At 71.6% G+C, this 25,673-nt stretch carries 19 protein-coding genes and 1 riboswitch; of the genes, 7 read left to right on the forward strand and 12 right to left on the reverse strand.

Annotation, left to right across the window (positions count from 1 at the left end; all coding sequences use genetic code 11):
- The first annotated feature begins 344 nt into the window (after positions 1–344).
- A complete protein-coding gene (locus tag BMY89_RS10360; RefSeq protein WP_092378565.1) occupies positions 345–1,526 on the forward strand; it encodes an ABC transporter substrate-binding protein in 1,182 nt (393 codons plus the stop codon).
- 2 nt (positions 1,527–1,528) lie between these two features.
- Here the strand turns inward: BMY89_RS10360 and BMY89_RS10365 are convergent, their stop codons facing one another.
- Positions 1,529–2,389, reverse strand: coding sequence for an ABC transporter permease (locus tag BMY89_RS10365; RefSeq protein WP_092378568.1), 861 nt, complete (start codon positions 2,387–2,389; stop codon positions 1,529–1,531).
- 91 nt (positions 2,390–2,480) lie between these two features.
- Positions 2,481–3,506: an ABC transporter substrate-binding protein gene (locus BMY89_RS10370; protein WP_092378572.1), complete on the reverse strand. Its 1,026-nt coding sequence runs from the start codon at positions 3,504–3,506 to the stop codon at positions 2,481–2,483.
- A 269-nt stretch (positions 3,507–3,775) separates the two neighbouring features.
- Between BMY89_RS10370 and BMY89_RS10375 the strand changes: the two genes are divergently transcribed.
- From BMY89_RS10375 to BMY89_RS10390, 4 genes are all read left to right on the forward strand, one after another.
- Entirely contained in the window at positions 3,776–4,561 is a 786-nt protein-coding gene (locus BMY89_RS10375; RefSeq protein ID WP_092378575.1) for an ABC transporter ATP-binding protein, read from the forward strand.
- 2 nt (positions 4,562–4,563) lie between these two features.
- The gene (locus BMY89_RS10380) at positions 4,564–5,514 is read left to right on the forward strand and encodes an LLM class F420-dependent oxidoreductase (RefSeq protein ID WP_092378577.1); all 951 of its coding nucleotides are present in this window, start codon (positions 4,564–4,566) and stop codon (positions 5,512–5,514) included.
- Positions 5,511–5,840: a cupin domain-containing protein gene (locus BMY89_RS10385; RefSeq protein WP_092378580.1), complete on the forward strand. Its 330-nt coding sequence runs from the start codon at positions 5,511–5,513 to the stop codon at positions 5,838–5,840. Before BMY89_RS10380 ends, BMY89_RS10385 begins: the two co-directional genes overlap by 4 nt.
- 78 nt (positions 5,841–5,918) lie before the next feature.
- On the forward strand, positions 5,919–8,276 hold the full coding sequence (locus tag BMY89_RS10390) for a hypothetical protein (protein WP_092378583.1): 2,358 nt from the start codon (positions 5,919–5,921) through the stop codon (positions 8,274–8,276).
- A gap of 156 nt (positions 8,277–8,432) precedes the next feature.
- Here BMY89_RS10390 and thiC read toward each other — a convergent pair whose 3' ends face one another.
- From thiC to BMY89_RS10425, 7 genes are all read right to left on the reverse strand, one after another.
- Positions 8,433–10,025, reverse strand: coding sequence for a phosphomethylpyrimidine synthase ThiC (gene thiC, locus BMY89_RS10395; protein WP_092378586.1), 1,593 nt, complete (start codon positions 10,023–10,025; stop codon positions 8,433–8,435).
- A 14-nt stretch (positions 10,026–10,039) separates the two neighbouring features.
- Complete coding sequence (thiD, locus tag BMY89_RS10400) at positions 10,040–10,831, reverse strand: bifunctional hydroxymethylpyrimidine kinase/phosphomethylpyrimidine kinase (RefSeq protein ID WP_092378589.1); 792 nt, start codon at positions 10,829–10,831, stop codon at positions 10,040–10,042.
- On the reverse strand, positions 10,828–11,886 hold the full coding sequence (locus BMY89_RS10405) for a thiamine phosphate synthase (protein ID WP_307818765.1): 1,059 nt from the start codon (positions 11,884–11,886) through the stop codon (positions 10,828–10,830). The genes thiD and BMY89_RS10405 overlap by 4 nt, the downstream gene beginning before the upstream one ends.
- Entirely contained in the window at positions 11,883–12,668 is a 786-nt protein-coding gene (locus BMY89_RS10410; RefSeq protein WP_092379274.1) for a thiazole synthase, read from the reverse strand. The genes BMY89_RS10405 and BMY89_RS10410 overlap by 4 nt, the downstream gene beginning before the upstream one ends.
- A 5-nt stretch (positions 12,669–12,673) precedes the next feature.
- Positions 12,674–12,874: a sulfur carrier protein ThiS gene (gene thiS / locus BMY89_RS10415; RefSeq protein WP_092378594.1), complete on the reverse strand. Its 201-nt coding sequence runs from the start codon at positions 12,872–12,874 to the stop codon at positions 12,674–12,676.
- The gene (gene thiO / locus BMY89_RS10420) at positions 12,865–14,103 is read right to left on the reverse strand and encodes a glycine oxidase ThiO (RefSeq protein WP_092378597.1); all 1,239 of its coding nucleotides are present in this window, start codon (positions 14,101–14,103) and stop codon (positions 12,865–12,867) included. The genes thiS and thiO overlap by 10 nt, the downstream gene beginning before the upstream one ends.
- Positions 14,097–14,723, reverse strand: a complete 627-nt coding sequence (locus BMY89_RS10425) for a thiamine phosphate synthase (protein WP_092379277.1) — start codon at positions 14,721–14,723, stop codon at positions 14,097–14,099. The genes thiO and BMY89_RS10425 overlap by 7 nt, the downstream gene beginning before the upstream one ends.
- Positions 14,718–14,826, reverse strand: a riboswitch (TPP riboswitch). It overlaps the preceding gene by 6 nt.
- A gap of 358 nt (positions 14,827–15,184) precedes the next feature.
- Between BMY89_RS10425 and BMY89_RS10430 the strand changes: the two genes are divergently transcribed.
- Positions 15,185–21,010 carry a ThuA domain-containing protein gene (locus tag BMY89_RS10430; protein ID WP_092379280.1) on the forward strand — a complete coding sequence of 1,942 codons (5,826 nt, stop codon included), beginning with the start codon at positions 15,185–15,187 and terminating at the stop codon, positions 21,008–21,010.
- Between the two features lie 69 nt (positions 21,011–21,079).
- Here BMY89_RS10430 and BMY89_RS10435 read toward each other — a convergent pair whose 3' ends face one another.
- From BMY89_RS10435 to BMY89_RS10445, 3 genes are all read right to left on the reverse strand, one after another.
- Positions 21,080–22,030, reverse strand: coding sequence for an aldo/keto reductase (locus tag BMY89_RS10435; protein ID WP_092378600.1), 951 nt, complete (start codon positions 22,028–22,030; stop codon positions 21,080–21,082).
- A gap of 70 nt (positions 22,031–22,100) precedes the next feature.
- Positions 22,101–23,780 (reverse strand): ABC-F family ATP-binding cassette domain-containing protein, encoded by a 1,680-nt coding sequence (locus tag BMY89_RS10440; protein ID WP_092378603.1) that lies wholly within the window; start codon positions 23,778–23,780, stop codon positions 22,101–22,103.
- Positions 23,781–23,827: 47 nt separating this feature from the next.
- The gene (locus tag BMY89_RS10445; protein WP_092379283.1) at positions 23,828–24,433 is read right to left on the reverse strand and encodes a class I SAM-dependent methyltransferase; all 606 of its coding nucleotides are present in this window, start codon (positions 24,431–24,433) and stop codon (positions 23,828–23,830) included.
- Between the two features lie 131 nt (positions 24,434–24,564).
- Here BMY89_RS10445 and BMY89_RS10450 point away from each other — a divergent pair, with 131 nt between their 5' ends.
- Positions 24,565–25,644, forward strand: coding sequence for a hypothetical protein (locus tag BMY89_RS10450; RefSeq protein ID WP_092378606.1), 1,080 nt, complete (start codon positions 24,565–24,567; stop codon positions 25,642–25,644).
- Positions 25,645–25,673 lie beyond the last annotated feature (29 nt).

Consider the following 25,673-nt stretch of genomic DNA (forward strand, 5'->3'; position numbering starts at 1 on the left):
ATCGTGTTTGGGAAGCCGCAGGCGGGCAGGAAACGGTCGGAGGGCACGCATCCCGTGATCCGGTCAACTAATACCTACATTTCCACAGCACCCTGAACAGGGCATGTCACTCCAGAGTGGCCAAACATGTCGCCACAGTGAGCATTTGAAAACATCTGGTTACACCAACATGTGGGACCACTGTCCCGAAACGCCGCCGGTGGTCCGCTTGACCGCAGGGCCCGGCATTGGCAAGGTTTTGCAGGCTTCGCGCACACGGTACGGCAGAGCCATCCCATTATCCACAAGGGACGGACGTGCCACCGGTGACCGGGCCCCGCCCGCGCCGTTTCAGGAGGACACAGTTGACCCCCTTCCGCTCCACGACCACCACGGCGCTCGTGTCGACCCTGCTGGCCACCACACTCGCCGGCTGCCAGTTCGGAGGGCAGGAGCAGGACACGAGCCCGATCGTGATCGCCGCCGACCTGGAGCTCTCCGGTGCGGCGGCCGGGGTCGGCAAGGCGTACCGACAGGCACTGGAACTGAAGCGCCAGCAGTTGAACGCCTCGGGCGCGCTGAACGGACGGACGATCGAGCTTTTGGTCAAGGACAACCGTTCCGATGCCAGTGAGTCACTGCGGAACATCGCCGACTTCAGCAATGATTCGCGGGTCACCGCCATCATCATGGGCGGCTGCAACGAATGCGCGGTCGGCGCGGCCCGTACCGTCGACGAGAAGCAGATCCCCACTGTCGCGCTCGCCGCGGCCAGCGCCGTGACGAGCCCGGTGTCGGAACGCCGGTACATGTTCAAGCTGGCGCCGAACGCCGCCGACAACGCCGCTGCGCTCACCGTCGAGTTGCGTCGCCGCAACATCGACACCGTCGGCCTGCTGCGCAGCGACAACGCCTACGGCGTGGAGGGCTCCACCGCGCTGGCCCGCGAATTCGCCAAGGTCGGCATCCAGGTGCTGGCCGAGGCGTCCGTCCGGGGTACCGACACCGAGCTGGACCGACAGGCCACGACGCTGACCGCGGCCGGGCCCGACGCACTGGTCATCTGGACCCCGCCGGAGCAGGCCATGCTCGCCACCAGCGCGGTCAAGCGGATCGGCTTCGATGGCGCCCTGTTCCTCGACGCCTCGGCCGCCGGTGACCTCTTCCTCGGCTCGGCGGCGCGGGCGGCGGAGCGGGCCACCCTGGTCTTCACCCAGACGATGGTCATCGACGACGTGATCGCGACCACCCCGGCCAAGGCCGCGCGCCGCCAGTGGTTCCAGGACTACACCGCCCGCTTCGGCGGCTACCACGGCTCGGCGTCCTTCGCCGCGGACGCGGTCCAGCTCATCGCCGACGCCGAACTGCGCGCCGGTGGGCCGGCCGGCCAGGTCGACCGCGACGCCCTCCGGGACGTGCTGGAGACGTCCCAGATGGACGGACTGTCCGGGCCGATCCGGATGACGCCGGACAACCACTCCGGGCTGATGCCACAGGCGTTGACGACCCTCGTCGCCCGCAACGGCCGGTGGCGGCTGCAGGGCTGACGTCAGCGGCTGGAGGTGGTCTCGCGCAGCCAGGGCAGGCTGCGGCGCTCGGCGAGCACCAGCGCGGCGTAGAGCAGGATGCTGACCAGGGCGACCAGGATGATCGCCGCCCACGCGGTGGCGGTGTCGCCGATGCCGGCGTACTGCTGGATGACGTAGCCGAGACCACCTTCGCCGGCCTGGAACTCGCCGATGACGGCACCGATCGCGGCCAGCGGCATGGCGACCTTGAGGCCGACGAAGATCTGCGGCAGCGCGGCCGGGAACCGGACCTTGCGGAACGCCTGCCAGCGGGAGGCGTTCCAGGACCGCGCCAACTCGGCCAGCTCCGCCGGCGTGGTGGTCAGGCCGGTCGCGGTGGACAGCACGATCGGGAAGAAGCAGAGCAGGAAGACCATGGTCAGGATGGGCTTCTGACCCCAGCCGAGCGCCACCACCAGCAGCGGACCGAGGGTGATCTTCGGAACCGCGTTGACGGCGACGAGCAGCGGGGTGAACATCCGCTCGACCGTCCGGGAGGCGGCCAGCGCCAGGCCGATCAGCACCCCGGCCACGGCGGAGAGCGCGAAGCCGAGCAGGATCTCGCCGGTGGTCGCGGCGGTGTGTTCCAACAGCCGTGCGGGGCGCGCGGCGAACGCGGTCAGCACGTCACCGGGCGGCGGCAGGGCGGCCGGGTGGATCAGCTCCAGCCGGGCCACCAGCCACCAGAGGCCCAGCGCGACCAGCAGACCGGCGGCCGGCAGGAGCGCCGTGACCGCGCCGGCCCGCAGATCGTCCGGTCGCCACCGCCGGCCACGCGGTACGACCGGGGACTGCTCGGCAGCGAGCGTCGCCTCCGGCTGCCGTGGGCGGACGTCGGTCATCGGGATCCTCCTGCGGTTCGGTGCTTTCACGGGGCGGGGTACGCCACACCGGCGGGCCGGTGCGGCGTACCCCGTGCGGAACTGGTCGGTCTCAGGCCGCCGGCGCGAGGCTGAAATCGATGATCTGTTCGGGGGTGAGGTCCGACTTCAGGGCACCCGCACCGCGCAGGATCGCGATGCTCTTGGCGACCCGACCACTGTCCAGCGTGCCCAGCGCCGTCCCGGAGTTGCTGGAGCGGACGTAGCCGGCCATCAGCTCCAACTCGGCTGCGGCCGCGGCGGGATTCACGGCCTCGGCGTTCTTCGCCAGGATCTCGGCCGCCTCCTGCGGGTTCGCCAGGGCGTACTCCAGGCCCTTGAGCAGCGCCGCGGAGAACCGCTTGACCATCTCCGGCTTCTCGGTGGCGATCTGCTTGGAGGTGATCAGCACGTTGCCGTAGAGGTCCTGCATGACGTTGCTGTACGGCAGCATGACGGCCTTCTTCTTGGTCACCGTCTCGATGGTCGGCTGGCCGACGACGAACTGGCCGATCCCGTCGACCGAGCCGGAGGCCAGGGTGCCCATCAGGGTCTGCGCCTCACCGTTGACCCAGGTCACCTTCGTGTAGTCGATGCCGGCCAGCCGCGCGTACGTCGGGAAGAGGTTGCGGACCACCGAGCCGGGAGTGTCGGCGAGCTTCTTGCCCTCCAGGTCCTTGGGCGTGTTGATGCCGGTGCCCTCGACGGTGGCGATGGCGGCCATCGTGCGCTGCTGGATGGCGGCCACCGCCACGAAGTCCTTGGCCTCGCCGTTGCCGAACTGGAGCAGACCGCCGGTCAGGTCGATCGGACCGAAGTGTGCCTGGCCGCCGACGACCGTCTGGATGATCGAGCCGGTGCCCTGCCCGGGCTTGATCTCGACCTCGAAGCCGGCGTCCTTGAAGTAGCCCTTCTCCTTGGCCACCCAGGCGTAGGCGTCGCGACCGAAGTTGCCGAACGACGTGAGGTAGGTCACCTGCTCCAACGACGAACCCACGCCGTTGTCGTCGGCGTCGTCCGATCCGCTGCTGCACGCGGAGACCATGGCGAGGGCGGTGGCCATCGTGGCCGCGGCGACCGTGCGGGTCAGCCTTCTCATCAGTGCACCTTGTCCTTTCCAACCGGGGCGTCGGGCCGCCGGAAGGGAGTTGTCGGGGCGGCACCGGCAGCCGGATGGAAGCCGACACCGCGTACGAGGGGGACTCTTCGCGGGCACAGCGTACGAGAACCTCACCTTTGCGACGCCAGGCGTACCGGGTTGCGGAACGGAAACAAAGTGATGTCCACCCCCGGACGGTGCGATAGGGGACGCGGACCGCTAGCCTTTGGCGGATTCCTGACTACCCACTCAGGGGAGGCCCGCCGGAGATGATCCGACTGTCCGAGGTCTCGCGCACCTTCGACGGCCGTGCCGGCCGGGTCGAGGCGTTACGCGGCATCACCCTCGATGTCGCCGAGGGCGAGTTCGTCGCGGTACTCGGCCGCTCCGGGTGCGGCAAGTCCACCCTGCTGCGTCTGATCTCCGGCCTGATCCCGGTCTCCTCCGGCGAGATCACCGTCGCCGGCGCACCGGTCACCGGGCCGCGCCGGGACATCGCCATGCTGTTCCAGCGGCCGGCCCTGCTGCCGTGGCGCACGGTGCTGGACAATGTCCTCCTGCCGGTGGAGATCTTCGGCTGGAAGCGCGCCGACCACCGGGACCGGGCGCGGAATCTGCTCGACGTGGCCGGGCTCTCCGGCTTCGAGAAGCGGCTGCCGCACGAGCTGTCCGGTGGCATGCAGCAGCGGGTGTCGCTGTGCCGGTCACTGATCGGCGACCCCCGGGTGATGCTGATGGACGAGCCGTTCTCGGCGCTCGACGCGCTCACCCGCGAGGAGTTGGCCGGGGAGTTGCAGCGGGTGCACATGCGCAACGGCGCGACGGTCGTCTTCGTCACCCACTCCATCGACGAGGCGGTGCTGCTGGCCGACCGGGTGGTGGTGCTCAGCCCGCGTCCCGGCCGGGTCCGCAAGGTCGTCGAGGTGACCATTCCCCGGCCCCGCACCCTCGGCCGCAACGCCCACTTGGCGGACGTCGCCCGGGTCAGTGCCGACCTGCACGAACTGCTGATGGAACGCGACGAGCCGGCGACCGCCGGCACGGAGGGACGATGAACATGCGGGTGGCCGTCTTCACCGAGCCACACCGGGGCGCCAGCTACGACGACCAGCTCCGGTTCGCCCGACTCGCCGAGGATGGCGGCTTCGAGGCATTCCTCCGCGCCGACCACTACCAGGCCATGGGCGACGAGCCGGCGCTGCCCGGCCCGACCGACGCCTGGCTGACGCTGGCGGCGCTCGCCCGGGAGACCAGCCGGATCCGACTGGGCACCCTGGTCACGTCGGCGACCTTCCGGCCGCCCGGCCCGCTGGCGGTGATGGTGGCGCAGGTCGACCAGATGAGTGGCGGCCGGGTCGAGCTGGGCATCGGCGCCGGCTGGTACGCCCGCGAGCACGTCTCGTACGGCATCCCCTTCCCCGGCACCAGCGAACGCTTCGACCGGCTCGCCGAGCAGCTGGAAGTGATCACGGGACTCTGGGGCACCCCGTCCGGCGGGACCTTCAGCTACACCGGCGACCACTACCGGCTCACCGACTGTCCCGCCCTGCCCAAGCCGGTGCAGACCCCCGGGCCGCCGGTGATCGTCGGCGGACGCGGCCCCAAGCGCACGCCGGAGCTGGCCGCTCGGTACGCCGACGAGTTCAACGTGCCCTTCACCAGCGTCGAACAGACCGCCGAGGCGTACGACCGGGTACGCGAGGCGGGTCACCGGGTCGACCGCAGCGGCTCCGGACGCCGGCCGCTGACCCTCTCCGCCGGGATCGTGGTGGCGATCGGCCGTACCGACGCCGACGCGCGGCGGCGGGCCGCGCCGCTGCACGTGAAGAGCGCGCTGCCGCCCGAGGACCCGGTGGTCGGCTCCCCGGAACAGTTGGTCGACCGGATCGGCGAATTCGCGGCGATCGGCACCTCCCGCGTGCATCTGCGCCTGATCGACCTCAACGACCTGGACCACCTGGAGCTGATCGCCGCCGAGGTGCTGCCCCGACTGGACGGAACCCCATGACCGGGACACCACTCGACCTGCACTCACCCGGAGGAGAACCCGTCCTCGGTCCGGTGGGGCAGGAGATCGTCTTCGAGAACGACCGGGTGCGGGTCTGGCACATCCGGCTGGAGCCGGGCGAGCGGCAGCCGCTGCACCGGCACGACCACCCCTACCTCGTGGTGGCCGTGCAGGGCGCGAAGAACGTCGTACAGACCGTCGACGGCACCAGAATCGACGCCGACGAGCCGACCGGCGGGGTGGTCTACCGCGACCCGGGGGCCGTTCACATGCTCACCAACGTCGGGGACACGACATACCTGGCCCGGCTGGTCGAGCTCAAGTAGACCCGCCGCGAGCAGGTACTCCGGCCTCGCACGGCGCGCCGGTGGCGATCGGTGACGACGGACCGTAACGTGCCGGACATGGCCCATCGGACATCGAGCCGACTTCTGTTCACAGCGTTCGGCGTCAGCCTGCTGGCCGGCGCCGGGCAACTCGGCCTCGCCTTCGGCTTCGGCATCGTCCGGCTCACCGGCGCGTTCACCGGCGTGAGCGTCAACCAGTGGCCGGCCCAGCTCGTCTGGGCCGGCTGGTTCGCCACGAACGCCGCCGTGATCGGTGCCGTACTCGCCGAACGGCTGGTCCGCCACGGCGGGCAGCTCACCGGGACCACCCGGCGGCTGGCCGTCGCGGGCAGTGCCGCGCTGGGCGCCATGGTCGTGGCGCCGCTGTGCATGCAACCGGCCCGTGGCGCCGAACTCATCTCGGTCGACCCGGTCTGGGCCGTGGCGATCTGTGCCGGCCTCGGCGCGGTGATCGGCGGGGGCGCCGCGCTGGCCGTGCTGGTCCGGCCACCGCTCGCCTGGAACATGGCCGTGGTGGCCGCGGTGGTCTGGCTGCTCGCGCTGCTGTCGGTCCTACCGTCACTGGGCGCGAGCGGACCGCTGACCCCGGTTCGCCTCGGTGTGCTGGAGCCGGCGTGGCTCTCCGCCGACGCGGCACAGCAACTGGCGCTGCTGATCCTGCCGACGGTGACCCTGCTGGCCGGTGCGGCGACCGCGGCCCTGGCCCGGCGGCGCGGGCATCCACCGCTGGTCAGCGTCCCGAGCGGGGTAGCCGGTCCGGTGCTGGTGGCGTTCGCCTACCTGGCCGCCGGTCCCGGCAGCGCCAGCGACCGCTACCAGCTCACGCCCTACTACGGCGCGCTGATCGCGGTCGTCGTCGGTGCGCTCGGCTCGGCCGCCGCCGCGCTGCTGCCCTGGCCGCCCGATGGGCGGGCCACCGCCGACACGGCCATCGAGCCGACCGCCATCCTCCAGCCGCTGCCCGAGGTCCCAGCCCTGCCCGGGTCGGCCAGCCGGCCGACCGACACGGAGTCGACCACCACCGGCCCGGCGGTGGTCGTCGACGACCGGGTCGGCGCGGGGCCGGCGACCGGCGGTGCGCGCACCAGCGCGGATCAGCCCATCGGTACCACCGACGGCTCCCCGCCGCACTGGCACTGGCCGGATGCCCGTACCGACGCACCCGACGACCCGACGACGTCTGCCTTCGGCAGTGCCGCCACTGAGGAGTCGGCGAAGCGCGGTACCGCCGCCGCACTGGCGGCAGACGAACCAGTGGCGGCAGACGGACCAGTGGCGGCCATGCCGGCGGCAGACGAGCGGGCCGAGGAGCCGGGGGCCGACCCGTCCCCGGCGACGACCGACTCGGCACCCGTGGGTGACGGCAGCGACATCCGGCCCGGGGTCCGAGCCACTCAGCCGGTCGACGACGTCCCGGCGACGACATCCGCAAAGGCCCCGGCTCCCCGCCGTACCCGCAAGCCCCGGACGCCCACCACCTCTCCGAGCCCGGCGGATCCCCCAGCCGGAGCAGATGTCGAGGCGCCCACCGAGCCTTTGCCCGTCCCCTCCACGCCCGTCCCCTCCACGCCCGAACTCTCCACGCCCGCTTCCTCCGTCCCCGTCCCCTCCGCAGCCGCTACCTCGACGCCCGAACTCTCCACGCCCGCTACCTTGACGCCCGTCCCCGCCGCAGCCGCACCTGCGGCGGCACCCACCCCAGCACCGGAGGTCGCCACGAGTGAATCGGTCGAGGTGACACCGCCCGAGGTGGCGCCGCGACCCGGGCACCGGTTCCCGATGCCGGACCTGAACCGGGCGACGGCCTGGAACGCCTTCGCCCCCGCCGGTCCGCGCGTCCCGCAACCGGCCAGCGAGCCGGGACCGACCGCCGCCACCGGTTCAGCCGCCGCCACCGACAGCCCCGCCACCAACGGCCCGGCCACCATTACTAGCCCTGCCGGCACCACCACCGGCCCAGCCGGCACCGCGAGCCCTGCCGGCACCACCACCGGTCCAGAAAGCAGCGCAGCCGACACCGGCACCGATCCGGCCCGGCTCGACGGGCCTGGCCCGGCGAAGCCGGCACGGGGCCTGGCGGAGGCCTTCGCCGCGACCCCGGAGGTCTCCACCGACCCGGCGGCCACCGCCCGGGACGTGTCAGCGGCCTTCACCAAGCCACCCGCCGCCCGCGCCGAAGACGTCCAGCCGGACAGCGAGGCCGAGCGAGGCAGGCGCGGACTGTTCCGCCGAGGCAAGGCGCGCTCCGGGGAAGCAGGTGCGGCGGCGGATCGTGACGAGTCGCTGCTGGCCCAGGACGAGGAGTACGTCGACTGGGTGTCCGGGCTGAGTCGGCCGCTGGACGACGACGAGCCCGAACCGTCGAATGAGCCACGCCGCTCCCTGCGCTCCTCCGGGCGACACCACCGCGACTGACGTCGCCACCCGCGAACCGGGCCGGGCCGGGCACCTGCTCCCCCGGCTGGCCCAGCCGTCCCCAGCGGACCGACCGCCGGTGCACACCGCCGTCGCCACCAGACCCGGCGGCCGGACCCGGCGGCCGGACCGACCGCCGGGCCCGGCGGAACCCGGTCAGGCGAGCGGGAGGTAGACCCGCCCGCCGGCGGCGACGAACTCCTCGGACTTGTCCTTCATGCCGCGGGCGGCGTACTCCTTGAGGTCCTGGCTGATCTTCATGGAGCAGAACTTCGGTCCGCACATCGAGCAGAAGTGGGCCGTCTTCGCCGGCTCGGCGGGCAGGGTCGCGTCGTGGTAGGACCGCGCGGTCTCCGGATCCAGCGAGAGGTTGAACTGGTCTTCCCAGCGGAACTCGAAACGCGCCTTGGACAGCGCGTCGTCCCACGCCTGCGCGCCCGGATGTCCCTTGGCCAGGTCCGCCGCGTGCGCCGCGATCTTGTACGCGATCACGCCGGCCTTCACGTCGTCCCGGTCCGGCAGCCCCAGGTGCTCCTTCGGGGTGACGTAGCAGAGCATGGCGGTGCCGAACATGCCGATCATCGCCGCCCCGATGGCCGAGGTGATGTGGTCGTACGCGGGCGCGATGTCCGTGGTCAGCGGGCCGAGGGTGTAGAACGGCGCCTCGTGGCACCATTCCTGCTGGAGGTCGACGTTCTCCTTGATCTTGTGCATCGGCACGTGCCCCGGGCCCTCGATCATGACCTGGACGTCGTACTCCCACGCCACGCTGGTCAGCTCGCCCAGGGTGCGCAGTTCGGCGAACTGCGCCTCGTCGTTGGCGTCCGCGATCGAGCCGGGCCGCAGCCCGTCGCCCAGGGAGAACGTCACGTCGTAGCGGGCCAGGATCTCGCAAAGTTCACGGAAGTTGGTGTAGAGGAAGTTCTCCTCGTGGTGCGCCAGGCACCAGGCGGCCATGATCGAGCCGCCTCGCGACACGATCCCGGTGACCCGGTCGACCGCCAACGGCACGTACGGCATCAGCACCCCGGCGTGCACCGTCATGTAGTCCACGCCCTGCTCGGCCTGCTCGACGACGGTGTCCCGGAACACCTCCCAGCTCAGCTTCACCGGATCGCCACCGACGGACTCCAACGCCTGGTAGATCGGCACCGTGCCGATCGGCACCGGCGAGTTGCGCACGATCGCCTCGCGGGTCTCGTGGATCCGCTTGCCGGTGGACAGGTCCATCACCGTGTCCGCGCCCCACCGCGTCGCCCAGGTCAGCTTCTCCACCTCCTCGGCCACCGACGAGGTGACGGCCGAGGTGCCGATGTTGGCGTTGACCTTGACCAGGAACGCCTTGCCGATGATCGCCGGTTCGCACTCCGGGTGGTTGATGTTGAGCGGCAGCACCGCCCGTCCGGCCGCGATCTCGTCCCGGACGAACTCCGGCGCCATGCCCTCCCGGATCGCCACGAACTCCATCTCCGGGGTGACGATCCCGGCCCGCGCGTACGCGAGCTGAGTCGGCCGTTTCCCGTCCACCCCGCCCAGCGGGGTGCCGGCGCCGCGTACCGGAGCCACGTCGCCCCGCTCGGCGATCCACGGTCCGCGCAGTGCGGCCAGCCCGACCTCCGGGTCCGAACCCGGCCCGGCGGTGTCGTAGAGCCGCACCGGCGGGTTGTCCCCGGTCAGCTCCACCTCCGCGAACGGCACCCGGATGTCCGGCCGGGATCCCTCGACGTACACCTTGCGACGTGCCTGCATGACAGCCTCCCTGATCAGGCGGACCAGCCGAAGTGGTCCATCGGGCCGCGTCCCGCGCCCAATTCCCAGTCCCGCGCGCCGGTCAGCGCGCGGGTGACGTACTCCTTGGCGGTCGCGACCGCCACCGGCACCGGATCGCCCAGTGCCAGCCGCACCGTGATGGCCGCCGAGAACGAGCAACCGGTTCCGTGGGTATGGCGGGTCGGCACCCGGGGAGCGCGCAACACACTCGTCCCGTCCGGGCCGTGCAGCACGTCCACCGCCTCCTCGCCGGTGTCCACGTCGCCGCCGGTCACGATCACCCACTCCGGCCCGCCGGCCGTCAGGGCCCGGGCGGCCGCCGTCATCTCCGCAACACTGGTCACCTGGGCCCCGGTGAGGGCCGCCGCCTCCGCGCTGTTCGGGGTCGCCACCCGGGCGTACGGCAGCAGCCGCTCCACCGCCTCCACCACACCGAGCCGGTGCCCGCTGGTGGCCACCAGCACCGGGTCGACGACCAGTTGCGGCAGCCGGCCGGCCGACGCCGCGTCGGCGACCGCGCCCGCCACGGCCGGGGTACCGAGCATCCCGGTCTTGACCGCCCGCACCGCGAAGTCCGACAACACGCTGTCGAGCTGTTCGGCGACGAGTTGCGGCGGCAGCGGCAGGACGGCGTCCACACCCCGGGTGTTCTGCGCGGTGATCGCGGTAAGGACGCTGGTGCCGTACGCGCCGAGCGCCGCGAAGACCTTCAGGTCGGCCTGGATGCCGGCGCCACCGCCGGAGTCGGAACCGGCCACGGTGAGCACGGTGGTGGGGGTGGTCACGTCTCTCCCTCGGGGTTCTCGGGGCTTGCTGTTGGGGGCTGCGGCCGACCGTGCCCACTCCGGGCGGTCAGGCTTGATCCCTGCGTGGGCACGGTCGGCCGCAGCCCCGTCGTGGGCCGTGCCGTCCGGAGCTGCGCGGCTTCGCGGTTCGGGAGCGGCGGGAGGTTCGCTCGCGGGGGCGGGTTCGCTGGTGGCGTTGGGGCTGTTGGGGGCGGAGGGTGGGTATTCGAGGTGGCCGCCTCCTGGAAGGCCTCGACGAGGGTGGTGGCCGCCAGGTGGGGGTCGGGGGCACGCATGACGGTGCCGAGGACGGCCACTCCGGTGGCGCCGGCCTGGACGCAGGCGCGCACCTGGGTCGGGTACTCGATGCCGCCCAGGGCCAGCGCCGGCACCGGGCACCGCCGGATCAGCTCGGCCAGCCCCTCGGGCAGCAGAGGTGGGCCGTAGCCGGGCTTCGTTCTGGTGGGGTAGACCGGCGAAAGGGTGACGTAGTCCTCGCTGCTGAGCCGGCGTAGCTCCGCCTCGTCGTGACAGGAGCGACCGACCAGGTCGGCGGCCGGCGGCGGGTAGGGGCCGGCCGCCGACAGGTGGAGCGCGATCGGCGTCCGGACCTCTGTGGCGACTCCGGCCGCGCCGATGCAACCGACGGCGCCGGCGCGGCAGGCGCCGGTGCCGGTGCGGCAAGTGCCGGTGCCGGTGCGGCAAGTGCCGGTGGCGGTGCCGGCGGCGCGGCAGGCGCCGGTGCCGGCGACGTCGCGGCCCTGGTCGGCGAGCAACGGGTCGGGGCCGGCGACGACGAGGGTGCCGCCCGCCTCGGCCAGGATCGGTCGCAGCTCGGCAGCGAGGGCGAGGCGTTCGGCGCGCGGCAGGTCCTTCTCGCGCAGCACCACCCATCGCACTCCCCCGGCGACGGCCGCCGCCACCACGGTCGCCAGCGGCCCTCGCGCCACCCGTCGATCCGTCAGCAGCACGACGCCCGAGATCGAGTGAATCTTGGTACCAATCGGCCCCCGTAGGGGCGTTCTCGTACCAAGATCTTGAGTCCGCGCCGTCACAGGTCGGGACGTCCTTCGTGGGGGGTGGACGCGAGGGCGTGGAAGCGGCGGGGGATGCGGCCAGCGCCGTGGGCGAGCCGGCCGGCCTCGATCGCGTACCGCATCGCGGTGGCCATCGCCACCGGGTCCGCCGCCCGGGTCACCGCGCTGGCCAGCAGCACCGCGTCGCAGCCCAACTCCATGGCCAGCGCCGCGTCGGAGGCGGTGCCGATGCCGGCGTCCAGGATCACCGGCACGTCGACGTGTTGCCGGATGAGCCGGATGTGGTGCGGATTGTTGATCCCCAGGCCGGATCCGATGGGCGCGCCCGCCGGCATCACCGCCGCGCAGCCCACGTCGGCGAGGCGGCGCGCCAACACCGGATCGTCCGAGGTGTACGGCAGCACGGTGAATCCGTCGTCGACGAGTTCCTCGGCGGCGCGCAGCAGCTCCACCCCGTCGGGCAGCAGCGTGCGCTCGTCGCCGATCACCTCCAGTTTGATCCAGTCGGTGTCGAACGCGTCCCGGGCCAACCGGGCCACCTTCACCGCCTCGCCGGCCGTGTAGCAGCCGGCCGTGTTCGGCAGCAGCCGCACGCCACACCGGTCGATCAGGTCCAGCAGGCCGCCCGAGCGACCCGGTACGGCCTCCACCCGCCGCAGCGCCAGGGTGACCAACTCGGTGCCGGATGCCCGGATCGCCTGCTCCAGCACGTGCAGGTTCGCGGCCCCGCCGGTGCCGAGGATCAGTCGGGAACCGAACCGCACGCCGCCCAGCTCGAAACCAGTCGGTTCGCCATCCATCCGGCTCACCCGCCCTGGGCGGCGCTGAGCACCTCAACCTGGTCGCCGCCGCACAGCGCGGTCGCCGGCCAGCCGGTACGCGGCACCACCTCGCCGTTCACGGCCACCGCCACGCCCCGCTCCTGACCGGAGACGTCCCGGACCAGTTCGGCGACCGTGACCCCGTCGCGCACGCTGCGCTCGACACCGTTCACCGTCAGTTCCACGAGTCATCCTCCATCGCTCGCTCGGACGTTGTACGAGCACCAGACCCGACCGCCGACGCGGATGCGACGCCGCCGGACGGGGGCGGCTCGGCAGCCGGCGCGGCGTTCGGCGTGACCGCGAACCGGTCCGGCCGGAAGGGGGCGAGCAGCGGATCAGCGCCGCCACCGGTGATCAGGTCGGTGATCAGGTCCGCGGTGACCGGGGTCAGCACGATCCCGTGCCGGTGGTGACCGGTGGCGACCAGCACGTCCGGTTGACCCGGCAGCGGACCCAGGATCGGGGCGTTGTCCGGCGTACCGGGGCGCAGTCCGGCCAGCGTCTCCACAAGGTCGTACTCGGCGAGTTCGGGCACCAGATCGACTGCCGCTCGCAGCAGCCGCAGCACCGCGCCCGCGCAGACACCCAGGTCGGAGCGCTCCTCGACGGTGGCGCCAACCACCACCTCACCGCTGTCTCGCGGGACGAGATACACGTGCTCGCCGTCGGCATACCCCCGCACGACGTGCCGGAAGCCCGGCGGACCTCCATCGGGTGTACGCAGCCGCAACACCTGACCCTTCACCGGCCGGACCGGCAGCCCGGTCAGGGCGGCGGCGCCGCAGCCGGCCGCGACCACGGTCACGCCCGCCGTCACGTCGCGCAGCCGGCGCACCGGCTCGCTGACCAGCACCGCGCCGGCTCGCTCTGCCGCGAGCCGCAGCGCCGGCACCAGTCGACGCGGGTCGACCTGGTGGTCGGTGGGGGCGAGCGCGCCACCCCGCACCCGGGGAGCCAGCGCCGGCTCGCGCTCACGCAGCTGCGAGGGACGCAGCGGCGTCACCGGCAGCCCCAACCCCTGCTGGTACGCCCACAGCCGGCGCGCCTCGGCCAGATCGTCCGCGGTGAGCCCGACCACCAGCGTGCCCTCGGTCCGGTAGCCGATGTCCACACCGGTCGCCTCGGCCAGCTCGGCAGCGAATCCGGGCCACCGGGCGGCGGATTCGGTGAGCAGACCGGTCAGCTCCCGCTCGCCGAAGTACGCCTCGGCCACCGGCGCCAGCATCCCGGCGGCGACGTGCGAGGCACCCGACCCGGGCGCCGGATCATGCACCACCACCCGCATCCCGCGCGCCGCGCACCGCCACGCGATCGCCAGCCCCACCGGCCCCGCCCCCACCACCACCACATCTGGTGTAAGGAAGGGCCCCTTGTTAACGCCTCCGGTAGAGGAAGGGCCCCCTGTTAACACGAGAGCCCCCGGAGCAACTCGACGGCGGCGCGGGCCGGGTCGGCCGCAGCGGAAAGCGCACCGACCACCGCCACCCCGTACGCCCCGGCGGCCCGCAGCTCGGGCACCGCCGCAGCTGTCACTCCCCCGATCGCGATGACCGGCACGTCGACCGCCTCCGCCACCGCCTGTACACCGGCCGCCCCGATCTCCGGCGGCAGCCCGCTCTTGGTGGTGGTGGCGTAGCAGGGGCCCACACCCAGGTACGTCGCGCCGGCGGACACCGCCTCGACGGCCGTTCCCGGATACCGCGCGGTGGCGCCCAGCACGGCGGTCGGACCGAGTACCTGTCGGGCCGCCGTCACCGGCAGATCGTCCGCGCCCACGTGACCGCCAGCCGCCCTCGCCGCCAACGCCACATGCAGCCGGTCGTTGACCAGGCAGGTCACCCCGTAGGGCGCGGTGAGCCTGACCACCCGCTGGGTCAGGTCGTACGCCTCGCGGTCGGTCGCGGTCTCCGCTACCCGGACCTGCACCACCAGTTCGGCACGAGCCACCGGCAGCACGGCTGCCAGCACGGCGAGCGGATCCCGTCCGGGCCGGGTGTCGGTGATCAGATGCAGTCGCCCCAGGGACGGCATGGCGGTACTCCTCCCTGCGCCGGCATTACCCGGATCAGGTTCGACGGTCGGGGGCTCTCAGCCCCCCTCTCAGCCCGGTCGACCGGGCTCCCGTGGGTCACTTGCGTGTCACCGTACGACAGATCCGCCGGACTGCCAAGGCGTGCGCCCAGCTCCGGCGTGACGGCGGATGTGTTAACAGGGGACCCCTGCTCTACCGGAGGCGTTAACAGGGGGCCCCTCCTTCGGCGCAGGCATGGGTGCTTTGCACCTGTCCAGACAGGAATGTCACCCGCCGTTGCCGAAACGTTACCAATCGAAGCCTTGCCATTAATCGATTTCAGCGGATTAATTTGTTCAGCGACTCGACATAATGCCGAAACGGATGCCCCGGCAAGGCGGTCCTGATCGGCTCCATCCGGGCCGGTCTTCGGCGAGCCGGCCCCCGCGACCCAAGTCCAGTGTGGACGAAGGAGACCGGTGTGCCTCGACCCCGCCGTGCCCGCCTACCTCTGACAGCAACCTTTCTCTCCCTCGGCCTCGCCGCGACCATGCTCTTCGGAGTCCCCGCCGCGAGCGCCGCCCCGGCCGCGAACGCGGCGCTGCCCGCGAACGCCAGGCAGGCAGCCCCCGAGGCCGCCGCCGAGCCGTTCTCGGTGCTGGTCTTCTCGAAGACCGCCGGCTTCCGACACGGCTCCATTCCGGTCGGCATCGCCGCCATCCAGCAACTCGGCGTCGAGCACGGTTTCACCGTCGACGCCACCGAGGACAGTGCCGCCTTCACCGACGCGAACCTGGCGAACTACCAGGCGGTCATCTGGCTTTCCACCACCGGTGACGTGCTCAACAACGAGCAGCAGGCGGCCTTCGAGCGCTACATCCAGGCCGGCGGCGGGTACGCCGGCATCCACGCCGCCTCCGACACCGAGTACGACTGGTCCTGGTACGGCGAACTGGTCGGCGCGTACTTCAACAGCCACCCGGCCAACCAGCAGGCGACGGTCAAGGTGGAGGATCCCGCCCACCCGTCCACCGCGGAGTTGCCGGAGCAGTGGTCCCGGTACGACGAGTGGTACAACTTCCGCACCAACCCGCGCGGCGACGTGCACGTGCTGGCCACCCTCGACGAGACCAGCTACTCCGCCGGCTCCGGCGCGATGGGCCACGACCACCCGATCGCGTGGTGCCAGGACTACGACGGTGGCCGGGCCTGGTACACCGGCGGCGGCCACACCAACGAGTCGTACGCCGAGCCGCAGTTCCTCGCCCACCTGCTCGGCGGTATCCGGACCGCAGCCGGGGTGCAGGACGCCGACTGCCGCGCCTCGCTGACCGAGAGCTTCGAGAAGGTGACGCTGGACAGCAACACCAGCAACCCGATGGAGCTGGACGTCGCACCCGACGGCCGGGTCTTCTACATCGAGCGCGACGGCCGGGTGCAGATCGTCAAGCCGGACACCGGCAACACGGTCACCGCCATCGACCTCGACGTCTTCACCGGCAACGAGGACGGCCTGATCGGCATCCGGCTCGACCCGGACTTCGCCACCAACAACTGGGTGTACCTGTACTACGCCCCCAACGACGGGGTCGCGCGCAACCTGCTGTCCCGGTTCACGGTGGGCGGCGACTCGATCGACGCGGCCACGGAGAAGGTCGTCCTCCAGGTCGACACGCAGCGCAACACCTGCTGCCACGCCGGTGGCACCATGACCTTCGACTCCGCCGGCAACCTCTACCTGGCCACCGGCGACAACACCAACCCGTTCTCCTCGGACGCGTACACGCCGATCGACGAGCGGCCCGGACGAGCCGACTATGACGCGCAGCGGACCTCCGGCAACACCAACGACCTGCGCGGCAAGGTGATCCGGATCCACCCGGAGGACGACGGGACGTACACCGTCCCGGAGGGCAACCTGTTCCCGCCGGGTACGGCGCAGACCCGCCCGGAGATCTACGCCATGGGCTTCCGGAACCCGTTCCGGATCGGCATCGACCCGAGCACCGACACCCTCTACGTCGCCGACTACGGCCCGGACGCCGCCTCGGACAACCCGAACCGTGGCCCCCGGGGCCTGGTGGAGTGGAACATCGTCGCCGAACCCGGCAACTACGGCTGGCCGTACTGCCAGGGAAGCAACGAGGCGTACAACGACTACCAGTTCCCGTCCGGCCCGAGCGGACCGAAGTTCGACTGCGCCGCCGTGGTGAACAACTCGCCCAACAACACCGGCCTGACCAACCTCCCACCGGCCATCCCGGCCACCGTCGACTACGGCTACAGCGGTGACCCGCGGTACCCGGAGATCGGTGGCGGCGGCGCGCCGATGGGCGGCCCCGTCTACCGGTACGACGCCGACCTCGACTCGGACCGCAAGTGGCCGGCGTACTTCGACGGCAAGGCGCTGCTCGGCGAGTGGAACCAGTCGAAGATGTACACGATGCAGGTCACCGGGGACGGCCAGGAACTGGTCGACATCAACCAGCTACTCACCGGGATGACCTTCATCCGCCCGATGGACTTCGAGTTCGGCCCCGACGGCGCGATGTACCTGATCGAGTGGGGCAGCGGCTTCGGTGGCAACAACGACAACTCCGGCGTCTACCGGATCGACTACATCGCCGGTGACCGGGCACCGATCGCGGTGGCCAGTGCCGAGCCGACCTCCGGTCCGGCCCCGCTGGCCGTGGCCTTCTCCAGCGCCGGTTCCCGCGACCCGGACGGCGGCGGGTTGACCTACGCGTGGACGTTCGGCGACGGTGGCACCTCCACCGAGGCGAACCCGACCCACACGTACGCCGAGGCGGGCAACTACACCGCCCAGCTCACCGTCACCAACCCCAAGGGTCGTACGGCGGTGGCGAACGTCCCGGTCACGGTGGGCAACACCGCCCCGACCGTGACCATCGAGTTCCCGCCGGACGGTGGCTTCTTCAACTGGGGCGACCAGGTCAAGTACACCATCAAGGTGACCGACCCGGAGGACGGGGAGATCGACTGCGACGACGTCCAGCTCCAGGTTCTCCTCGGTCACGACGAACACGCCCACCCGCTGGAGCAGCACACCGGTTGCACCGGCACGGTGCAGACCCAGCTCGCCGCCGGGCACGGCGCCGAGGCGGACGTGTTCACCGTCTTCGAGGCGACCTACACCGACCAGGGCGGGGTCGGCGGGGCCGGCCCGCTGACCGGTCGGGTCATCGAGATCCTCCAGCCGAAGCGCAAGCAGGCCGAGTACTTCAGCGACACCGGCCGGGCGCCGAACAGCACCGGTGGCGGTGATCCCGGTGTGCAGCGGGAGACCACCAGCGACGCTGCCGGCGGTGGCCAGAACATCGGCTTCATCGAGGACGGTGACTGGTGGTCGGTCGTTCCGGCCGACCTGACCGAGATTGACGAGATCCGGTTCCGGGCCGCCTCGGCGGTCGACGGCGGCGTGATCGAGGTGCGGGCCGGCGCGGTCGACGGTCCGGTGGTCGCCTCGGCCACCGTGCCGAGCACCGGCGACTGGCAGACGTACACCGACGTCACCGCACCGGTGACCGGTGCAGCGAGCGGATCGCTGTACTTCGTGGCCCAGGACCCGGCCGGCGGCGCGGGGTCGCTTTTCAACGTCAACTGGGCGGACTTCATCGGCAAGGGCGTCACCGACAACGCACCGCCGGTGGTCACCGCCACCGCCACCCCGGCCGGCGGCACCGCGCCGGTGACCATCGCGTTCGGCGGCACGGCCACCGATCCCGAGGGCGACACCCCGCTGACCTACGAGTGGGACTTCGGTGACGGTGACACGGCGGACACTCTCCAGGCCGAGCACACGTACCGCGCGCCCGGTAACTTCACCGCCACCCTGACGGTGACCGACAGCCGGGGTGCCCGGTCGTATGCCACCGTGCCGGTCCGGGTCGACTCGCCGAACACGTCCTGCCTCGGGGCACGTTCGGACGACTTCGACGGCGACACGCTCAACCGCGACCGGTGGACCAGCGTGGTGCGGGAGAACCAGCTCCTGTCCGTCTCCGACGGCGCGCTGCGACTTCCCACCGGGGTCGGTGACCTCTACGGCAGCCGCAACGACGCCACCAACCTGGTGCTCCAGCCCGCGCCGACGGGTGCCTGGCAGGCGACCACCAAGGTGACTCTCCCGGTCACGGCCAACTACCAGCAGGCCGGCCTGCTGGTGTACGGCGACGACGACAACTACGCCAAGCTGGATCTGCTCTACAACGGCAGCCGACGGGTGGAGTTCATCCGGGAGGACGCCGGCACGCCACGCAACGAGAGCACCGACAGCGCCGCTGCACCGGCGGGTGACACCGTCTACCTACGGGTGAGCAGCGACGGCACCGACCTGACCGCCGCGCTCTCCGCCGACGGGCAGACCTTCACCCCGGTCGGCCGGTCCGCCGCGCTGGCCGGCATCGAGAACCCGCGGATCGGTCTGTTCGCCCTCAACGGCGGCACTGACGCGCCCGTGGTGGATGCCGCGTTCGACTGGTTCCAGGTGATACCGGACGAGCCGGCCGGCCCGGTCGACCCGTCCGACGAGTTCACCGGCATCTCGCTGGACAAGTGCCGGTGGGACGCGATCCTCCGGGAGGACCTGAGCGCCTACCGGGTCAGCGGTGGCTCGTTGCACATCGACGTGCCCAACGGTGACATCTACGGCACCAACAACACCGAGCCGACGAACTTCATCCTCCAGAACGCGCCGAGCGGCGACTGGACGATGGAGACCAAGATCGACGGCAGTCTGCTGGACGAGCAGTACCAGCAGGCCGGTCTGATCGTGTACGGCGATGACGACAACTACCTGAAGTTCGACTTCGTGGTGGACAACCAGGCCGGCCAGCCGGTGTCCCGGCGGATCGAGCTGCGCAGCGAGATCGACGGGACGATCCAGGATCCACAGCCGGGTGCGGAGAACCTGACCTCGGCCGAGTGGTATCTGCGGCTGGCCCGCACCGGTGACACCTTCACCGGGTCGTACTCGGCCGACGGCACCACCTGGACGGCCCTGACCGGGCTGACCAACGCGGCCGTGGGGGCCACCCCGAAGGTGGGTGTGTTCACCCTCGGCGGCAACCAGACCGCCTCGAAGTCGGCGTCGTTCGACTACTTCCGGTTCTCCACCGAGGCCGGACCGGACGACGACACCGCACCGGTCACCACGGCCGAGGTGTCCGGCACCCCGGTCGAGGGTTGGCTCACCGGCCCGGCGACTGTCACCTTGACCGCCGCCGACAACGACGGCGGCAGCGGGGTGGCTCGCACCGAGTACCAGCTCGATGACGCCACCGCCTGGACCGCCTACACGGCACCGGTGCAGGTGACCGGGGACGGCGAGCACGAGCTGCGGTTCCGCTCGGTGGACGAGGCCGGCAACGTGGAGGAGACGAAGACGGTCGCCGTCCGAATCGACGCCACCGCGCCGGTCAGCACCGCGACGTTCGCTCCGGCGAACGACGCGGGCTGGCACGACGGCACCATCCCGGTGGTGCTCACCTCGACCGACGCCGGTTCCGGGGTGAAGCTGCTGGAGTGGTCGCTGGACGGCGGCGACTGGACGCCGTACACGGAGCCGGTGCAGATCAGTGGTGACGGGGACCACGAGCTGCTCTACCGGGCCACCGACAACGCCGGCAACGCCGAGACGCTCAAGTCGGCGGTGGTCCGGATCGACGGCACCAAGCCCACCCTGCTGGTCTCCGGCATCGCCGACGGCCAGCTCTACGGGGACAGCCAGGACGTCCGGGTGTCGTGGCAGGCGGTCGATCCGACCTCGGGCATCGCCTCAGTGGTCGGTCAACTCGACGACCGCCCGTACGTCAGCGGCACGCTCCAGGCGATGTACGAGCTGCCGCTGGGCCTGCACGAGCTGACCGTCACGGCAACCGACAAGGCGGGCAACGCCACCACCGCGTCGGTCCGCTTCTTCGTCACCACCTCGTTCCGGGACATGCAGAACCTGCTGGACCGGTTCAAGGCGACGGGCCGGCTCTCCACGAAGGCACACAACCAGTTGTCGAAACGGCTCTCCAACGCCCGTACGGCAGAGGCGGAGGGCAACGACAAGCGGGCGATCAACCAGCTCACCGCGTTCCGGACGCTGGCCGGTGACGCTGAACTGGTCGGCGAGGCCGAGGTCCGGGACGTGCTGATCCGGGACGCCGACGCCATGATCGTCCGGCTCGGTGGCTCAGCCAGCACAGCGGGCGTACGCGCCAACGACGGTGATTCCGTCGCCGGCGCCGGCCGGCTCGGTGGTGACCCCACCCGGCTGGCTCCCGGGCGTCGCCTCTGAGCGACCGTCCCGACTGAACACCGAGGCCCCGTCCGGCACCAGCCGGGCGGGGCCTCGTCGGTGCGGTGGCTACCGGTCGAGCACCACCCGCAGGGCCTTGAGATCGGCCTCGGTGGGCTGCCAGGCACCGGCCTCGGCATTGGCGCGCACCTGCTCGGGCGTGGTGGCGCCGGCGATGACCGAGGTCACCGCCGGCTGGGCGGCCAGCCCGCCGATGGCCACGTGCAGCACCGACACGCCCCGTTGCGCGGCGTACGCCTCGAGACCCTCGATGGTGTCCCAGTCGGCGGCGGCGAGACGCTGGGCGTACCGGCCGCCCCCGGCCAGGCGGCTGCCGGCGGGTGGGGACTCGCTGCGCTTGTACTTGCCGGTGAGCAGCCCGTTGGCCAACGGGAAGAACGGCAGCATGCCCAGGCCGAACCGCTCGCAGGCGGGCAGCACCTCGATCTCGGCGTCCCGGTTGAGCAGGCTGTAGTGGTTCTGCGCGCTGACGAACCGGGTCAGCCCCCGGGTCTTGGCCGTCCAGTCGGCGTCGGCGATCTGCCAGCCGGCAAAGTTGGAGTTGCCCAGGTAGCGCACCTTTCCGGCGCGGACCAGGTCGTCCAGTGCGGAGAGCGTCTCGTCGATGGGGGTGCCCGGATCGGGCTCGTGGAACTGGTAGAGGTCGATGTAGTCGGTGTCCAGCCGGCGCAGCGTGGCCTCGACCGCCCGGATCACGTAGCGCCGCGAGCCGCGTACCCCGAAGTCGCGCCCGTTGCCGCCGCTCATCGACATGCCGAACTTGGTGGCCACCACCACGTCGTCGCGGCGGCCCTTGAGGGCCGCGCCGAGCTGCGCCTCCGAGGCCCCGTGCGGCTCGCCGTAGATGTCGGCGGTGTCGAAGAAGTTGATCCCGACGTCGAGGGCGGCGTCGACGACCGCGCGGGTGCCGTCGAGATCGAGTTTGCGGCCGAAGTTGTTGCAGCCGATCCCCACGACGGACACCACGAGCCCGGAGTCGCCCAGCCGGCGATAGGTCATCTCAGTCACCAGATCACCATATGTCGCCCCGATGACCGCCCGCCGAGTCAGGTGACCAGCTCATGGTCGATCACCTGACGTCCCAGACCGGCTCGTCCGTCTCCACCACCTCACCGTCGCCGCCGAACAGCAGGAACCGGTCGAAGGTGCGGGTGAACCAGCGGTCGTGCGTCACCGCCACCACCGTGCCGGCGAACGCCGTGAGCCCGGCCTCCAGCGCCTCGGCCGAGGCCAGGTCGAGGTTGTCGGTCGGCTCGTCGAGCAGCAGCATGGTCGCGCCGGACAGTTCGAGCAGCAGCACCAGGAAGCGTGCCTGCTGCCCGCCGGAGAGAGTGCCGAACCGCTGGTCACCCTGCCCGGCCAGCTCGTACCGGCTCAGCGCGGCCATCGCCGCGTGCCGGTCCATGCCGGTCCGGTGTTCGTCTCCCCGCCAGAGGATCTCGACAAGCGTCTTCGGCGTCAGCTCCGGCCGGTCGTGAGTCTGGGAGAAGTGACCGGGCCGGACCCGCGCGCCGAGCCGGGCCACCCCGGCATGGGCCACCGGCGCGAGCGCCGCCGCCGAGTCGACCGGTCCGTTCGCCGGATCCGGGTCGGTTCCGCCCCGGGCCAGCAGGCGCAGGAAGTGGGACTTGCCGGTGCCGTTGGCACCCAGCACCGCGAGGCGGTCGCCGTACCACAGCTCCAGGTCGAACGGATAGGTCAGGCCGTCCAGCTCCAGCTGCTCGCAGATCAGCGCGCGTTTGCCGGTCCGCCCGCCGGCCAGCCGCATCCGGATGTCCTGCTCCTTCGGCGGTACGGGCGGCGGCCCGGCCTCCTCGAACTTGCGCAACCGGGTCTGCGCCGCCTGGTAGCGCGAGGCCATCCCGGAGTTGTACGCGGCCTTCTGCTTGTACATCAGCATCAGCTCACGCAGCTTCTGGTGCTCCTCGTCCCACCGCTTGCGCTGTTCGTCGAGGCGGTCGTGTCGGGACACGCGCGCCTCGTGCCAGCTGGCGAAGCCGCCCGGGTGCACCCAGGCGCTGCCGCCCTCCACCGCGACCACCCGGTCGGCGGTGTGTGCCAGCAACTCCCGGTCGTGTGAGACGTAGAGCACCGACTTGGCCGATTCCCGCAGCCGCGCCTCCAGCCAACGTTTGCCAGGCACGTCGAGGAAGTTGTCCGGCTCGTCGAGCAGCAACACCTCGTCGGGGCCGCGCAGCAGGAGTTCGAGCGCGAAGCGTTTCTGCTGTCCACCGGAGAGGGTACGGACCGGGCGGTGCCGAGCGGTGTCCCACGGCAGTTCGAGGACGATGGTGGCGACGGTGTCGAAGAGCACCTCGGCGTCGTACCCGCCGGTCTCGCCCCAGGCGGCGAGCGCGTCCGCGTACGCCAACTGGGCCTTGCCGGCGGCGGTGCTGTACTTGCCGCGTAGCTCGGCCGCTCGCATGGCTGCCTCGGTCTCGACCAGGCGGTGGCCGGCGGCACGCAGCCCGGGCGGGGCGAGCGACAGCGCCAGGTCGGCGAGCGTCGACTCGTCACCGATCATGCCGATGAACTGACGCATCACGCCCAACCCACCGGTACGCGTGATCGCGCCGGTCGGTACCGGCAGGTCGCCGGCGACCATCCGCAGCAACGTCGTCTTGCCGGCGCCGTTCGGTCCGACCAGCGCCACCTTGGCGCCCTCACCGACCCGGAACGACACGTCGGCGAAGAGTTCCCGACCGTCCGGCAGGACATGCCCGACCGCCGCCACGTCCACGTATCCCACGCGGGCATCCTGCCGGAGCCAGGCCCGCCGGCCAACCCATTACCCGGTCAGCGGCTGACCCGCAGCACCCGGAAGCCCTTCTGGCTGGCGTGCCGCCCCACCTGCCAACCCTGGTCGACCAGCCAGCGCTGCAGCGAGTCGCCGCCGAGATGACGGGCCGCCACCAGCCAGGCGATTCCGTCCGGGGAGAGTCGAGGCAGCCAGCGCAGCAGCATCTGGTGCAGTTCGTCCTTGCCGACGCGGATCGGCGGGTTGGACCAGATCTGGGTGAAGCCGATGTCGCCGGGCACGTCTTCGGGGGCGGCCACGTGCACCCGGCCCGTCGCGCCGAGGCGGGCCGCGTTCGCCGCCGTCAGTTCCCGGGCCCGCTCGTTGACGTCCACCGCCCAGACCGTCGCGGCGGGGGCGACGGTGGCGAGCACGCTGGTGATCGGGCCGAAGCCGCAGCCGAGGTCGAGCAGGGTACCGGTGGTGGTGGGGGCCGGCAGCTCGGCCTTGCGCAGCAGCACGGCCGTGCCCAGGTCGAGGCGGGTGGCCGAGAAGACCCCGGCGGCGGAGGCCAGGGTGTAGTCGCGGCCGGCGATGGTGAACTGCACCTCGCGGGCATGGGCGGGCGCGTTCGGCTCGACGGTGAAGTAGTGGTCCCCGGTCACGCCGGCCATTCTCGCACCGGGCCGGATCGAGCCCGCCGCCCGTGTCGAGTCGTCGATCGATCCGACACAACGGTCCGGCACGTTTCGCAAAAATGCCCCCTAAAGGGATAAACATCCCTATTGTGGACCACATGGTGTATCGGTACGACTCCGATGAGGACGCATACGTCCCTTACCGGGAGGACGAGCCCCAGGGCGAGTCGCCCCAGTCCGCTCCGCCGCCCCCGGCCGGGCCGTCCCCGTCGCGCTTCCCCACTCCGTCGCTGGCGAGTCCGAACCAGCTCCTGCTGCCCTCGGCGGCACCGCCCCAGGAACCGGCACCACGGTACGAGATGGCACCCGCAGCGCCCGCCGAACCGGCACCGACCGTTGTGGCGGCAGCGCCGTCGGATCCGGCCACCCCGACCGCCGCGCCACCACCGCGACGCGGTGGTGGCCGCGCCTGGCAGGTGCTGATCGGGAGCGCGGCCGTACTGGTGCTGCTCGGCCTCCTCGGCCTCACCGCCGCCGCCCTGCTGGACGGCCGGCAACTGATCGGCCAGCAGGCGGCGCCCAGCGACGCGACCGACACCACCCGGGGCACCGAACCGGCGCAGCCGAGCGACCTCGACTCCCGGGACACCGACCAGGCACCGCTGACCGCACGGGAGGTCTTCCCCGCCAGCACCCTGACGGTCGGTGACGGCCAGACCGGGTACGAGGTGCTCCGCACCCAGTCCAGCGCCAGTTGTCCGGTGGCCGCCACCGGGGAGGTCGCAGAACTGCTGGTCCGGCTCGGCTGTAACCAGGTCGTCCGGGCCACCCTTCGCGCGCCGGACGGAGACCACCTCGTCACCACCGGGTTGTTCAACCTCACCGACCGGTCCAGCGCCGAACGGGCCCGGGACCAGATCCGCCGGCTGCTCGACGAGCGGCAGGGCCGCTTCCGTGGCATGTCGGCGGACGAGGGCACCGAGGTCCTCGCCACCGCTCCGGCCAGGGTCGGCTGGCAGGTACGCGGCCACTACATCGCGTACGCGGTGGTCGCCCGGGTCGACGGCGCGACCATCCGCTCCGGCGACACCGGCGTCCGCGAGATCCTCTTCGACATGCTCGAACAGCACCTGAACCAGGGTGTGCTGGAACTGCGGGCGGCCGGTGGCACGGCGAGCCAGCCGACCGAGACGCCCACCGACGGCACCGGCAACCAGGACGGAAACACCGAGAACTGACCGGCACGACGGGAGGCGGGCGCTCCGTG

Source organism: Micromonospora phaseoli (assembly GCF_900109115.1).
In the GTDB taxonomy this organism is placed as follows: domain Bacteria; phylum Actinomycetota; class Actinomycetes; order Mycobacteriales; family Micromonosporaceae; genus Micromonospora; species Micromonospora phaseoli.